The sequence below is a fragment of the Colwellia sp. C1TZA3 genome (assembly GCF_007954265.1).
GTDB lineage: Bacteria > Pseudomonadota > Gammaproteobacteria > Enterobacterales > Alteromonadaceae > Cognaticolwellia.
Window position 1 is genome coordinate 1 of the sequence record NZ_VOLS01000045.1, and the last position, 14,101, is coordinate 14,101.

General features: G+C 36.6%; 13 protein-coding genes and 1 pseudogene. 6 read left to right on the plus strand and 8 right to left on the minus strand.

Features of this window, described 5'->3' with window-relative positions:
- Positions 1-196: transposase (locus tag ESZ39_RS12900; protein WP_191321678.1), on the plus strand; the 196-nt coding region annotated here is incomplete at its 5' end.
- 13 nt (positions 197-209) lie between these two features.
- A pseudogene (locus tag ESZ39_RS12905) lies at positions 210-494 on the plus strand (sugar transferase); the annotation flags it as partial.
- Between the two features lie 184 nt (positions 495-678).
- On the opposite strand, the gene ESZ39_RS12910 reads toward ESZ39_RS12905, so the two are convergent.
- The 8 genes from ESZ39_RS12910 to ESZ39_RS12945 all read right to left on the minus strand — a co-directional run bounded on the left by ESZ39_RS12910 (position 679) and on the right by ESZ39_RS12945 (position 8,935).
- Complete coding sequence (locus tag ESZ39_RS12910; RefSeq protein WP_191321787.1) at positions 679-1,620, minus strand: polysaccharide deacetylase family protein; 942 nt, start codon at positions 1,618-1,620, stop codon at positions 679-681.
- Positions 1,621-1,668: 48 nt separating this feature from the next.
- Positions 1,669-2,763, minus strand: a complete 1,095-nt coding sequence (locus ESZ39_RS12915; RefSeq protein ID WP_223270380.1) for a hypothetical protein — start codon at positions 2,761-2,763, stop codon at positions 1,669-1,671.
- 71 nt (positions 2,764-2,834) lie between these two features.
- Complete coding sequence (locus ESZ39_RS12920; protein WP_146880309.1) at positions 2,835-4,007, minus strand: glycosyltransferase family 2 protein; 1,173 nt, start codon at positions 4,005-4,007, stop codon at positions 2,835-2,837.
- Positions 4,007-4,531, minus strand: a complete 525-nt coding sequence (locus ESZ39_RS12925) for a serine O-acetyltransferase (protein ID WP_223270381.1) — start codon at positions 4,529-4,531, stop codon at positions 4,007-4,009. Before ESZ39_RS12925 ends, ESZ39_RS12920 begins: the two co-directional genes overlap by 1 nt.
- A 1-nt stretch (position 4,532) precedes the next feature.
- On the minus strand, positions 4,533-5,738 hold the full coding sequence (locus tag ESZ39_RS12930) for a glycosyltransferase (protein WP_146880310.1): 1,206 nt from the start codon (positions 5,736-5,738) through the stop codon (positions 4,533-4,535).
- Positions 5,738-6,376, minus strand: a complete 639-nt coding sequence (locus ESZ39_RS12935) for a polysaccharide deacetylase family protein (RefSeq protein WP_146880311.1) — start codon at positions 6,374-6,376, stop codon at positions 5,738-5,740. Before ESZ39_RS12935 ends, ESZ39_RS12930 begins: the two co-directional genes overlap by 1 nt.
- Positions 6,377-6,474: 98 nt before the next feature.
- Entirely contained in the window at positions 6,475-7,605 is a 1,131-nt protein-coding gene (locus ESZ39_RS12940; RefSeq protein WP_146880312.1) for a glycosyltransferase, read from the minus strand.
- Complete coding sequence (locus tag ESZ39_RS12945; RefSeq protein ID WP_146880313.1) at positions 7,595-8,935, minus strand: phenylacetate--CoA ligase family protein; 1,341 nt, start codon at positions 8,933-8,935, stop codon at positions 7,595-7,597. The genes ESZ39_RS12940 and ESZ39_RS12945 overlap by 11 nt, the downstream gene beginning before the upstream one ends.
- Before the next feature lie 302 nt (positions 8,936-9,237).
- Here ESZ39_RS12945 and ESZ39_RS12950 point away from each other — a divergent pair, with 302 nt between their 5' ends.
- The 4 genes from ESZ39_RS12950 (at position 9,238) to ESZ39_RS12965 (ending at position 14,037) form a co-directional block, all read left to right on the plus strand.
- Complete coding sequence (locus ESZ39_RS12950; RefSeq protein ID WP_146880314.1) at positions 9,238-10,170, plus strand: glycosyltransferase family 2 protein; 933 nt, start codon at positions 9,238-9,240, stop codon at positions 10,168-10,170.
- Positions 10,171-10,281: 111 nt separating this feature from the next.
- A complete protein-coding gene (locus tag ESZ39_RS12955; protein WP_146880315.1) occupies positions 10,282-11,499 on the plus strand; it encodes a CDP-glycerol glycerophosphotransferase family protein in 1,218 nt (405 codons plus the stop codon).
- Positions 11,496-11,891, plus strand: coding sequence for an adenylyltransferase/cytidyltransferase family protein (locus tag ESZ39_RS12960; RefSeq protein WP_146880316.1), 396 nt, complete (start codon positions 11,496-11,498; stop codon positions 11,889-11,891). The genes ESZ39_RS12955 and ESZ39_RS12960 overlap by 4 nt, the downstream gene beginning before the upstream one ends.
- 202 nt (positions 11,892-12,093) lie before the next feature.
- Positions 12,094-14,037, plus strand: a complete 1,944-nt coding sequence (locus ESZ39_RS12965) for a tyrosine-type recombinase/integrase (RefSeq protein WP_146880317.1) — start codon at positions 12,094-12,096, stop codon at positions 14,035-14,037.
- The last annotated feature ends 64 nt before the right edge of the window (positions 14,038-14,101 follow it).

Genomic DNA, 14,101 nt, shown 5'->3' on the forward strand with positions numbered 1-14,101 from the left:
ACCCGCTTATTCACCTGAATTAAATCCAATTGAACAGGTATGGCAGTGGTTAAGACAGAATGAGTTAGCGAATAAATGTTTTAAGGATTATGACGATATTGTTGAATCTTGTAGTAATGCATGGAACGGCTTCATAAGTGATATAAAAAGGGTGAAAGATATATGCTTTAGAGACTGGCTAAATTTGAGTGGTTAATTAATGTAATTGGTATAACGTAATGCTAGGTGAAATGGGTTTTGTTGGCCCCCGTCCTGAGCGCCCAGAATTTGTTCAGCAGTTAATTAAGAATATTCCATATTACAATGAACGCCATAACGTTAAACCCGGTTTAACAGGCTGGGCACAACTTAAGTACCCCTATGGTGCAACAGAAAATGACTCTTTAGAAAAATTAAAATACGATTTGTATTACATTAAGCACCGCAGCTTTATGTTGGACTTACTGATCTTAATAAGAACAGTTGAAATTGTTCTATTTGGTAAAGGCCGCTAAAACTTTCCTAGCTAAGCTCTTTTAAATTCAAGTGCCTATGCACTCGAATCAGAGCGTCAGTCTAAAAATCAACACGACTTCAATCCAGCGTTTATACAGTAAAACTAGTTATTTAAAACTCTTTACTTGCCGCTATTTGTTAACTGAAAGCTACCAACTTACAACTTCAAGCTGTTGTTATTATTCAAAGGGTAGGTGCGTTAAGGCATAACTCCATAAACCTTATTTCATTAAAGGGCTCAGAAATAGAGAATCGTCCTAATTGAAACTTGTTGGGCTTTAATTGTTGATTGATAAAGTAGCGAAAAGTGAAGGCAAGTTGATATCCTTGTCGCTCTATTTCCTCAAACATGTCTTTGTTATAAGTTGAGGCATTACCTACAGGGTAAGAAATAGACAATACTTTATGAGTTAACTGCTCTTCCAATAACATTTTTGCGTGCGATAATTCGTGTGACAGCTCTTTGGCACTTAAGCTTGAAAAAATACGATGCGAATGTGAATGAGCGCCTATGGCCATGCCGGCAGACTCCATTTCAGCTATATGCGCCCAAGTCATAAATTCACTGTCATAATGTTCTAATACTAAGCCAGTAATGTGGCGTAATTCTACTAACTGTTTTTCTATCGGCGCTGATGTTGATTTGAATTGGCTTAATACGGTACGAATTCTTTTATTTAACGTTGTGTTAGATAACACAACCGATTTATGCCAGGAAGGCAGACTCAGTTCATCTAAATTACACTGTCTGATATGCCAGGCAATTTCATCCCACCAGGGAACAACTTTTGATTCAATTAGGCCAGTAGCAACAAAGAAAGTTGCGGGAATATTCATCGCACTTAAAATAGGAAAAGCCAACTCGTAGTTATCTAAATAGCCATCATCAAAGGTAATGTAAGCGAGCTTTTTATCAACTACCTGGCCACTATTGACTGTTGCTATAAAATAAGCTTGATTGATAATTTCAAAATTATTTTTAATAAAAGCCAAGTGTTTTTCTAAGTCGTCTACGCTACAAGAAAATATATTAGGGTCATATTTACCTTTATTAGCGTCACCTATACGGTGAAAATTAAAGCAATAAATACCATTTTTTCGATAATGCCATAATATTTTCGTCATCCTTAAATGACGGAAAGTTCGCGTTCTAATTTTATTGATCAGCATGCGCTATTTCGCAATAAAATCAGGTTTGGGTAAGATATAATTGCGGTATTGATGAGGACTTCCTGTCTTATTCGCTTCGGCTGCTTTAATCATATTGTACATTTCCCTGCTATTAACGTAATGCAATTGATGACGCTCACCATCGTTGTATTTAGCTTCTAAATAAGAAAACATATTATCAACCGGCTCGCCCAATATAACCTCCATATCTTTTTCTTGTGTACCATGAGTGTGAACTTTAATAAATATCCAGTCAGGTTTACCCTTAACATGCACATTAGCTTCTACCCATAAATCAACACGCTTATTAGTCGGCTCCATGCCTTTTCTAATGTCAGCGTTCTCGATTTGAGGGAAAATGCCTTTTTTTAATTTTTTCCAGTTCAACATCAATGGGCCATTGACCATCATAAGGTCACCCCATGGGCTTCCTCCAACACTCACGTCAACACCGGTATTATGCGATTTAGGTTTAAGCGGCTCATCTTTGGCGTAATAGATACTATTAATGGTTTTAGGCTGTGTACTATGAGGGGCTGAGGGATAGGTAAAGTCGGCATAACAGCCGGTTTCTTTTAAGACAATCAATTCGTCGTTTACACCACAAAGCTTACCGTCGTGACCTGAATTATTCAGTGTCCAATTTCCATGAATAAAGCCATACATTAATTGCCCTGTTTCTGGGTGATGAGACAAAGCACCATGGTCATTATGTAAAACATGACAAAATTGGCTAATAGACGCTCTTAGGTTATCAGAGGTGTCATTGTCATGATGTAGGTGTACTTCTATCTCACCAAAACCAGCGCGACATAATTTGGCGATCTTATCTAAATGTTCAACGCGGTACTCTTCCTCTGGATAGAAAAAGGTATGTTGAGGGTGTACACCGTTGGCGTCAACGTGTTTACTTGCCATGGCTGGATATTCTGCACACCACCGGTCAACACGGCTACGTTCAATATCAATGCTATTTGGTTTACCCCATTGTGGTTCGTAATGATCAACAAAGGAGAAAATAATGTGTTTGGTATCTGCCGCATTGTGCGCTGGCTTGTTCATACGTTGTTTAATATATTGTGGCAGCCACTCCTGCATATTTTTTTTCTTTAAAATAAGAAAAAACAGATATAAAGCTATTATAAATAAAAATATAAATAAAATGATCACTAGCGAGTTGTCCTTTGCCAAGTTCCCTGCACGTTGGAACTAAAATATTTAATAAACCCGCGCATCAATGCCAGGTTCATCGCGACAAAAAATGCTAAAAGTGCGATTAACGTTGCTGTTTTTTTGCCATCTGCTTGTTGTTTAATGCCATAAAAGGCAGCGAAATAAAATATTAATTGCGCCAGCAGTATTACTTGATAAAAACCACTATCAAGTAATAAAACATTGGTAATTAAGGCTATCAACATTAAGTGGGGTACAAACCATCGGCAGACCTTATGGCTAATATAGGCGACAAAACGCCAACCTAATAATGGGTTTAAAGCCCAAAACATCTTAAAAAAAGCTTGGTAATTACCCAAGCCAATGCGTACTCTTCTGCCTTTTTCTTCGGCAAGATTAGGGGCTATTTCTTCAACGGCTATGGCTTCAGGGTCATAAACTAAACGAAAACCTTGCTTTGCCACATTCATAGCAATTTGAAAGTCATCAACAATGGTGTTGGCAGGCAATGGCATAAAAAGTGATTTTCTAATAGCATAAATAGCACCATTTGCTCCTTGCAGTGCATTGAGTCTCGACTCATGAAATTTTAGCACTTGTTCGTAACGCCAATATACGTTGTCTTTATTGTCACCGGTATCACCATCTACTAGATGCAGCTCACCACACACAGCGCCAATTTTATCATTGCTAAAATGCCGAGCTAATTGCTCAATGGTATCAGATTGAAAATGGGTGTTAGCATCAGAAAATATAATGATATCGTCAGTGGTTTTTTCAACTAAATCATTTAAAACACTCATCTTTCCTCTATTGGTGTCAAAAATATGTACATGCAAATTTTTGATATCAAAAGCTGAAAGTATTTCCGCGGTTTGATCGTCACTGCCATCTGAGCCGATTAATAATGTTAGCTTGTCTTTTGGGTAATCTAAGGTTAATAGGTTCTCTACTCTGGCTTTAATGCAAGACTCTTCGTTATATGCAGCAATAATGACGGTAACAGCTGGGTAATCCTTAATGTTTAAAGTCCGGCGTTGATGTCTGCGCCATAAATATTTAGTATCACTTAAAGCTTGTTTAATACCACTAAAAGTACATAAAAATAACGGGTAAATAAAATAACTATAAATAATGATTGCGACACTAAGCCAAAATAAGCTTTCCATTAACTCGCAGCCCCATTATTTTTTTTCACATACGCCTTGGCAGGTATACCGAGCATAGTGGCGCCTTTATCAGCACTTTTAGTCAGTACGGCATTAGCACCAATTTTTACATCATCAGCGACAGTTAGCCCACCAATAATTTTCGCACCAGCACCAACAAATATATTGTTAGCCAGAATAGGTGATTGACCCTTTTCATCGCCAATAACCACACCACTTTCTAGGGTAATATTCTTACCGCCAACTACTTTAGAGTTAATAACGATACCGATAGGGTGCATAATAACAAAGCCTGCGGCAAAGTCAGCGCCACTGCCAATAACACAAGCATTTAAAAATTTATTAGCCCACTGAAAAAAATAAGCTAACAAGCCAAGTTGGTGAGTAGCGCACCAGCGCATACATCGATACAGCACATTAGCGCTTGTGCCGTCAGCCATGAAAATTCTGAGCATACTGACATCAGCACCATCTTGGGCAAAAATTTGTTGTTTTCTTCTTAAATCAGCTTTTAAATTGTCCATTTCAATTAATCTCTCGGTTTATATCTAGACTAACGAGTGATAATAACTGCGCCGCGTTATGCTGCCATTGGCGCTCGCTTTCAATATAAGCACGGGCGTTGATGCCAACGGCTTGATGTGCTTTTCTATCATTAACAATGTCAAAAACTTTGTCGATACAGGCTTGTTTATCACCGGCAGGAAATAACCAACTTGTAACGTTATCTCGAACAACCTCAGCAATGGGACTAAAATCAGGAGCGATCATGCCTTTGCCCATCGCCATAAACTCAAATAATTTCATTGGTGAACCATAATCGTTTGAATCCGGTAATATCCCTAAATCCATGGCGGATAAATAGGATGAAACTTGGTGATGTGGCACTTTACCCGGCAAAATAACTTGCGATTCAACACCGGCTTCAATCACCTTATTTTTAATGCCCTCAAAAGCGACACCGTCACCTACTAGCAATAATACTAGTTCAGGTGTTTGTTTTAATCGATGGCAAACTAAATCAACAAACCAGTCAATACCATGCCAATGCACGAATGCCCCGACATAACCCAGCACTATTTTGTCTTCAATACCGAGTTGACTTCTTAATGCGCAACCTGAACTTTCATCAATGACAAACTTATCTAAGTCAGCCGCATTGGGTGAAACAACCGAGTTTGCAATTTCACCATAGGCTTGCTCAGCTACTTGCTTAAATCGTGTTGAAATAAACACCAAACCTGTCGCATTTTTAAAAGTCCAAGCCTCTATTTTTCCTGCCAGTTTTTTAAAGCTTAATGCACGTACTCTTTGAACTTGGCAAGAGTCGTTAATTTCTAGCACTATCGGTAAGTTATGACGCTTGGCCCACCAAACACTGGAAAACATAAATAAAGAATAACGCTCATAAATAAGGGTAATGTTTTTTGCTTTAACCGTTTTGCGTAAACGTATTAGCGCGATTAAATTAAAAGCAAGTTCAAAAAGTTCGAACACAAATTCTGGTACATGTTTAGTGAGATCAGATAGGATGGAAAAACTACTTTTTTTAGCTGCAGCCTGCTGAACTTTTTCAACCGTAGCGTCTGCCTCTTCGGTTTCAGGCTCTGCACCAGGTAAAGACAAAATATCAACATGATTATTTAGCTGTCTCAAGCCTTTAACAACACCTCGAATATGCACGCCTTCAGCACCTCTGCCACGGGTTCTATGATGAAATAGTATATTCACTAGTCTTTGTGCTCCAGTGCGCTAAAACGGTAACCTTGTTCAAGCCATTGCGGAATTAATAGGTCAAGTGCATCAATGCAACGTGCGTTGTCGTCATGAAATAGAATAATATCGCCAGACTTAACCGGCTGTTTTAGCAAGCGTTCGACAATTTTATGGGCCGGCTCTTTTAAGAAGTCCATCGAGTCGCGACTCCAATGCACCGCTGTAATTTTTTTTAGCAGCAGTGCAAAGATTAAGCGCTTATCCCAACGCCCTTGAGGCGCTCTAAATAAGCGACAAGGCTTACCTGTAACCTGTTTAATAATGAGATTAGTTTTATCAATTTCTATTATTTTTTCAGCATGTGAAATTTTATGAAACGCTGGATGACTATAAGAGTGATTTGCGATGGTGTGAGCGCGTTTGTGGATTTTGTGCAGTAAATCAGGGGTTCTTTCTGCTCGACTACCAATAATAAAAAAGGTGACCTTAATTTGATATTTATCGAGTAAATCCAATAAACGCTCGATAACGTCAGGCACAGGGCCATCATCAAAGGTCAAATAGAGTATTTTTTCTTGTTGAGTGTTGCTCAATAAAAATAAACGGTCGGGTAGTATAATTGCCCTGAGGAGATATTTTAATTTACCAAGCATTAAATCATAGTTCCATTATTTTGATTAAATTATATTGTAACAGTAACGATTAATAATCATACCCTTGAATGTTAATAATAATACCATTAAGTGTTAATTTACATTAACATTTGCAATAGTTGCTGACTATTATTTTGCCAAGAAAACTGTAAGCTATGTTGCTGTATTTTTTCTTTATCCCATGTTCTGGATAAAATATGCTCTAAGCCTTCAGCTACAGCTAAGTGGCTTCTGGCTGAAATTATCTTGCCACAAATTCTTTCATCAACCACTTCAGGAATACCACCAACATTGCTGACTAATACCGGTGTGCCACAAGCCATGGCTTCAAGTACTACATTTGGTACGCCTTCGTTATAGCTTGGTAATGCTAATAGCCGGGCTTGGCTAATAAGTTTGGGTAATTGGTCGTGATCTACACTGCCTAAAAAAATAACCTTGTTACCGACAGCTAAATATTTAGCTTGGCTGGAAATTTCACTACGCATATTACCTGGCCCAGCATAGAGCAACTTAAGCGCTGGATACTGCTCATTTATTAATGCAAAGCCTTTGAGAAGCTCAATAACACCTTTCTCTTTTTTTAAATTACCGACATATAAAAGATAGTCATCAGTTTTTTTATTTACTGTGGCCTGTTTAAGGTGAAATTTTTGGTGGTCAACGCCGTTGTAAATAACATGAATTTTTTCTTTATTAATGCCCATAGCGACCATTTCATCAGCCAGTGCTTGAGATACTGATAAAATACCTAAGGCCCTTTTACTCGCATTAACTATTTGCTTTGCGCGGGCCGGTACTTTGCCATGTAGATTAATGTCACTACCATGTACCTTGAAATAGAAGTCACAATTAAATAATTTACTAATCCAGCTAGCCGCAATAGCATCAGGAAAAGCCCAACTGGCTAATATTTTTTTCGGTTTTTTGCGCATTAACCAAAAACCAGAATGCAGCATTATCGAGACAAACATCATGGCACTATAAAATCGTCGACCAAATTTTGGCAAGTAAAAATAAGGCACATAGCGTACATTTTCAGTTTGTTTAATTTCTTTTCTATGAGCAAACCAATCGGGAAGGGCAATAGGCACCATAACACTTTTGTTAAAGTCATTGTCGAGTTGAGCAAATTGCTGGCGATTGAATGTTGCTCGATTAGGCTCCCAAGGTAAGGGGTATAAATTAGATATTATAACCAGCGATGGTTTGCTTTGATCATACTTCACAAATAGTTACTCTGTGTTTGCCACTAACCGTTAGCGGGATTTCATCAACGACATTAAAAATTAGCTGCAATTCGTTTTCAGCATATTTATTTATCTCTTGAGCAATGTCATTTTTGTTTTGTTCAGTGAAGTATTTATTGGTGACCAAGAGTATCTGCAAGCTAGATATTTCGCTTTGTTGTACTTGAAATCTATCTATGCCTTTAAATTCTTTAAACAGGTGAGGAAATAGCTCACCAGGAATTGATTTACCAGAAGACGTTTTAATAATATCGAGTTTACGGCCGTCAATACTACTCATAATAGGTAGTGGGTTTTTGCAGCCACAAGGCTGATTTATCAAGGTGGCTCGGTCACCATTTACGTATCGAATTAATGGCATGCCATAATTATATAAATCGGTAACAACCAAATTACCTGACTCGCCTGTTATTGATTGTCCTAAATCGTTAACAGTTTCAACCACGAGGTGATCGCTGTTGATATGAAGCTTTTTGTTTTCTTGGCATTCTGCTGACATCAGCATAAATTCACGGCAACCAAAAGTGTCATAGACTTCACAGTTAAAAGCTTTTTCAATAACATCTCTTTGAAATTCATGTAATGGCTCGGCACCGGTAAGAATGGCTTTAGGAGCGAATACTGCGACTTTTTGTTCAATAATAAATCGAGCTAACTCATATAAAGGGTTCACATAAGAAACCAGTGCTGTGGGTCGATAACTATTTATCTCCTCTACATAGGTATGCATGTTATTGGTGTTCATGGCGAACGAATTAAGCATCTTTCTATTGTAAAATCTATGATAGAGCTTATTTTTAATGGTTTTAAATAATGTCGGTTGGCCAATGTCAGCGCCCCAAAGGTATAAAGTCTTTTGCCCTAAGCCAGCGCCTAACCAACCATAACCACGCCACATAATAGCTTCTCGGCGTGTATTGCTTGCTATGTCAAGTTCAAAACGAAACGGCTGCCCAGTAGAGCCACCGGTCGATTTTTTGATATTGTTTTTTGCGTTATTGGCAACAATTCCCTGGTAATGCTTGGTGATGTCATCTTTAGTAACTAAGGGGAGCTTGGCAAAATCTGACATAGTATTAATGTCATCAATAGAATGTATGCCAACCTGAGCCCAAATTTTTGGATAGAAACTGGTATGCTTAAATGCATGCTCAAGTAGTTTTCGCAGCTGCTGCCACTGATGTTGTTCCAACTCTTCAGGCGTCCAGGTTAAATGTTGTTGGTAATAGCTGATATGTTCAACAAGATTTTTACCTTTAACAAGTTCATATATCGGCATTAACACATGACGAAAAATTGCGGTATACATCAGTAAAAATCTTCCTTTTATTTTTAGCAGCTTAATCATTTAAATTTAACAAATTAATTACATAAAAGTAACGTTTTTATAGTAATATTATTAGATAATAAAAAATTGAGTGCTTTATCGATAATAATACCGGCGTTGTTATCGCTTACATAAAGGCATTAGTATCGTTAAATATAATAACTAAATATCTATGCACTGACCTTTAGGGCGGCATTTATGCTGTCAACTTAACAAGCTAAAGTATGGCTACATCGTACTTGTGTGGATTGCATATAAAAATAAATAAATAAAAGGAAGTTTTTGTGTCGCAAGTATTAGTTTCTGTTGTTGTGCCTGTATATAACGGTGCGCAATATCTAGAAAAAACCGTTGCATCAATACTAGTTCAAGACTATGAAAATATTGAGCTTATTCTAGTTGATGATGGTTCTAAAGATAATTCAAAAGCTATTATTACTCAACTTGCAGCGCAAGACTCACGTATTAGACCTTTCTTTAATAGTAATGGCGGTGTTGCCCACGCTAGAAATTTTGGTATTGCTCAAGCAAAAGGCGGTTTTATTGCCTTTTGCGATCAGGATGATTTATGGCTACCACACAAGTTAAGCCAGCAAATGCCGTTGTTTAGTAATCACAAGGTTGGCCTAGTATATTGTGGCGCGATTACTGATTATGTTCTGTACGACAAACAGTCAAAACCTGGTTTTAAAAATAAGCATAAAGGCCAGGTTTTTGAGCAATTAGTACAATTAAATATGCTCACTTGTTGTACCGCTGTTGTTCGGAAAAGTTATTTACATCAAGTCAATGGTTTTGACGATGACAGAGCCCTAATGGGCGTAGACGATTGGCACCTTTGGCTTAAGTTAGCCATGGTGTGCGAGTTTGATTTTGTTGCTAAACACTTAGCTGTTCACGTATTTCATGGTGACAATTACTCATTAAACGATGAGAAAATGCATGAAGCTGAAATTGTCTGTTTAAATAAAATTGAAGCGATAGCGGCGACTTATCAAAAAAATGCAAACTGGTCGTTAATTAAGCAGCAGTTGCACCTTAGGTATGCCAAGTCTTATGTCTTTTCAGGCTTGTATAATTTAGCCGGCGATACTTACATTCGCGCCCATCAAACTAAAAAAAATATCCCGTGCTTTTTAAAAGGCTGCTTCATAAAAGTAGTGCCCAATTTTGTTTGGCATATACTGCAAAGAACTAAACGCAAATGTGCAACTTAATAAGCGCTCTAATTTTAGATTTACTGAGGATTTTTTTTTGCACCATAAGTCTCTGGCTGCAGTGAATGAGCTAAAATAAAATAAAATAAAATCAGTAAAAGGACTTAATTGATGAAAAAAATACAACTTATTAGTAAATTATTTTTTAATTTGTTTTTTTATGCTCTTGGTTTTATTATCATAAAAAATAATAAGTTATGGGTATTTGGTGCATGGTTTGGTGAAAAATATAGCGATAATCCAAAAGCATTTTTTGAATTTATAAATCAGCAGCATAGCGACAAAATTAAAGCTATATGGATTACTAAAAACCTTAATGTTATTCAAGAACTGCAGCGAAAAGGTTACTGTGCTTATCATGAAAAAAGCGCTATAGGCATTTGGTATCAACTACGAGCCAGTAAGGCTATTATTTGTCAGTCGTTACATGACGATGTTTTCTCTCCTTGCATAGGCAAAAGAACTGAGGTTGTTCAACTCTGGCATGGCATTCCTTTAAAAAAAATAATGTTTGATGTTTTTGGTGGGCGCAAGAACAAAAAAAATGCAATAGGCCAGCTTATAGATTGGCTGTCACCCTATAATAAACATAGAAACGATATTGTTATTTCAACCAGTGAGCTTACTCAGAGCCTACTTGCTAAAGCATTTAGAATTCCTCATGACAAAGTATTAACGTGTGGCTTTCCTCGAAATGATGTTTTTTTTGAAAAGGCAGGTAATACAGAAAACGCCAAAAGCACCCAATTTAAATGTATTTACATGCCAACATTTCGAGGAGGTAAAGCTTCTGAATGTGATCTATTTGAACAATATGGCTTTAACATTAAGCAAATGGAAGCAGAACTTACCAAGCATAATGTTGAATTAACCCTGCGTATGCACCCAGTAAATAAACCGCCTTATCAAATTGTAAAACAGTTAAAGCATTCAACAGCTATTAAGCTAGACACAGGAGAAGATATATATCAGTCAATTAATCAATATGACTGCTTAATCACCGATTACTCTAGTATTTATTTTGATTTTTTATTATCTAATAAACCTATTGTTTTCGCTCCATTCGACCTAGACGTTTATAAAAAACGAGAACGTGCACTCTACTTTGAATTTGAAGAGGTGACATTAAAGCCATATTGCTATAGTTGGAATGATGTATTAAATCGATTGATATCACTAAAAAATGACAATAAATCCTTAGCATATAAAAGTCAGTACAAGGCCTTAAAAGCTAAATTTCATGATAAACCTCGCCATGACTCCTCACCATTCTCAACGCAACTTTATAAAGCACTAACACAATCAACTAATAAGGATATTAAACGATGAAAAAAATACTCACTTTTGGCACATTTGATTTGTTTCATATTGGCCACCTTCAAATTTTAAAAAGAGCAAAAGCGTTAGGTGACTACTTAGTTGTTGGTGTATCAACCGATGCGTTAAATTTTTCAAAAAAACAGCGCAACCCTATATGTAATCAACAACATCGTATGGAAATAATTCAAGAGTTGAAAAGTGTTGATGAAGTTTTTTATGAGCACTCACTTGAGTTAAAACGTCAATATATCATCGACACTAAAGCGGACGTATTAGTGATGGGTGATGATTGGCAAGGACGTTTTGATGAGTTTAATGACACCTGTGAAGTTGTATACCTGCCTCGTACGCCATCTATATCAACTACTGCACTTATTGAAATTGTCAGAGAAATAACCTAGTGCCTCTGGTGGTTTATGCTTGAAGTTTGCTAGGTATTTAACACCTAGCACAACAACATAGTTATGGTTAAAATAATAACCAAAGCAGCATGTTGGCCTAGGCTAACTATGGACATTACCAATAAACCCACTTACTCTTAATTTTAGTCTCTTATGCAGCACAAACGAGTAATAACTAGTGTCTTTCGATCGGAGCGTAGATGTGATAACACCCGTATATCAAACCCATAACACAGAATTAGATGCCAATATTCAAAACGAAATGTTGCAAGCGAAAAAATGGAAAGTACTCATAGGTACATTTCTACTTGTGCTTTTATCAGCATTAATTTTGGTGTGGACTAGAGATAATACTTTTGAGAGTCAGGCGACTATCCAGCTTTCTACAACGCAGATACCTGGTGGGCAATCTTCTGCTACTTTGATGATAGATAGTTTACAGAATCAGCAGCGGCTAACAAGTAACAGCATATTAAAAGCAGTTAATCACAGCATACGCGTTAATTACGGTATACAAAGTAATGTGGAATTACTGAGTAAAATGCTAAGTGCAGAGCTCCAAAGTGGCCAAATTATTAACCTAAAGGCAACAGGTAGTAACCCTGAGCAATTGAAGCCTATTTTGTCAGCATGGTTAGAAGAATATCTTCATGCTTTCAGTGCTGAAAGAAACAATAACAATTCTGACAGTATATTAAGAATAAGTAATATGCTTACTGCTTTAGAGGAAAAAATATCGCAGCAAAAAATAGTATTAATTGTCTATAGCCAAGATAACGATATTGTTTCGCTTGAGCGTGATGAAAATAAAATTTTGAATAAAGTAAATTCGCTGGAAAAATTGCTACATGTTGCAGAGCAAGACTACCTTAACCAGCAAGAAATAGTGAATCGTATTAACTACGCTGAAAAAGAAGATCGGTTAATCCTTCATCCTAAAGATGAGGTTATTATTGGCACCATAAAACAAAATATAGCTGAAATTGAAAATCAACTTAGTGATTTTTCTGAGCAATATACTCAAAAATATATGGAGAAAGATCCTAGAATAATTTCGATGCAAAAAACATTATTAAATTTGCAAAACCAATTAGAAGAACAGAGTATATTAAGTCAGACTATGTACGTAAAAGAAGCGAACAATAACTTGCTAGTAGCAAAAAGCAAGGTAAGCCTATTAACCGAGCAACTTGATACTCTGAGTGTAAAAGCGCAAACCTTTAACTATAGTTTAAAAGAATATACTCGTTTGAATGATTCATTAAACCAATTAGTAACACAAGCGCAAACCCTACAAGATAGCCTGCTTGTACAGGAAATGCAGCAGGTAGCAAATTCTCAGTTTAACGTTCTAGAATATCCGTTTGTGCCTAGTTATCCTATTGCACCGAATAACCAAAGAGACTCTTTAATTAGTGTGCTAGTAGCCGTTGTTATTTCACTATTAGCGTTATTTTTGTTTAGTTATATTGTTCGACAAAAACAAGTGTCTACCCTTGTTGCTAACTATACAATGGACCTTAATGCCGTGAGCGATAAGCGACTATTACTTAATCAAAAAAAAGCCCAAGTATCTTTAAATCAAACTTCGCAAGGGCTGCTTGAACAAAAAATAGGTATTGAAAACTTTCGATTATTAAGTACTGAAGAGTGCCAAAAATTATTACATTTTGCTAGTAAGCAGGGACAGCTCATTATTTTGTTGTTATTAAGTGGCGTGAATATTAAAGAGTTATTAGAGGTTAAGTTAAACGACTTTGAGCTAGAAAATAATACACTTAAAATACAAAGTTTGTTTGCCAGAAATATAGCCTTATCAAATGAAGTTAGCGTGTTAGTTGCTGAAATAATGAAGTATAAAAACACCCAAGACAGTATTTTTGATGAAAATTATTCACTTGAAGAACTATCGCATTTAATTATTAATAGTGCCCACGATGCAAAGCTAAACGAGCCTGAAGAAATTAGCCTAGAAAACCTAAGACATACCTATCTTACTTTTCTGTTAGGGCAAGGGTTAAAATTGAATGATTTAGAAAAAACAGCAGGATATATTAACCCCACTCAGCTGGCGCTTTATCGTTCAAATAGAAATAGAACCCCGTTGGAACATGTTGAGTTGAGAACAATATACCCAATTGATTAAATAAAGCTTCACACTCTATAGCTATCAGCATCAAGGTAAGTCATAAAAACGAAAAAGGACCTTG

What these genes read in the sequence shown, in the direction of transcription:
- ESZ39_RS12935 (WP_146880311.1), bottom strand. Translation starts at nt 6,376, where the DNA reads ATGCTTGGTAAATTAAAATATCTCCTCAGGGCAATTATACTACCCGAC.
- ESZ39_RS12955 (WP_146880315.1), top strand. Translation starts at nt 10,282, where the DNA reads ATGAAAAAAATACAACTTATTAGTAAATTATTTTTTAATTTGTTTTTT.
- ESZ39_RS12915 (WP_223270380.1), bottom strand. Translation starts at nt 2,763, where the DNA reads ATGCAGGAGTGGCTGCCACAATATATTAAACAACGTATGAACAAGCCA.
- ESZ39_RS12910 (WP_191321787.1), bottom strand. Translation starts at nt 1,620, where the DNA reads ATGACGAAAATATTATGGCATTATCGAAAAAATGGTATTTATTGCTTT.
- ESZ39_RS12945 (WP_146880313.1), bottom strand. Translation starts at nt 8,935, where the DNA reads ATGTATACCGCAATTTTTCGTCATGTGTTAATGCCGATATATGAACTT.
- ESZ39_RS12920 (WP_146880309.1), bottom strand. Translation starts at nt 4,007, where the DNA reads ATGGAAAGCTTATTTTGGCTTAGTGTCGCAATCATTATTTATAGTTAT.
- ESZ39_RS12960 (WP_146880316.1), top strand. Translation starts at nt 11,496, where the DNA reads ATGAAAAAAATACTCACTTTTGGCACATTTGATTTGTTTCATATTGGC.
- ESZ39_RS12925 (WP_223270381.1), bottom strand. Translation starts at nt 4,531, where the DNA reads ATGGACAATTTAAAAGCTGATTTAAGAAGAAAACAACAAATTTTTGCC.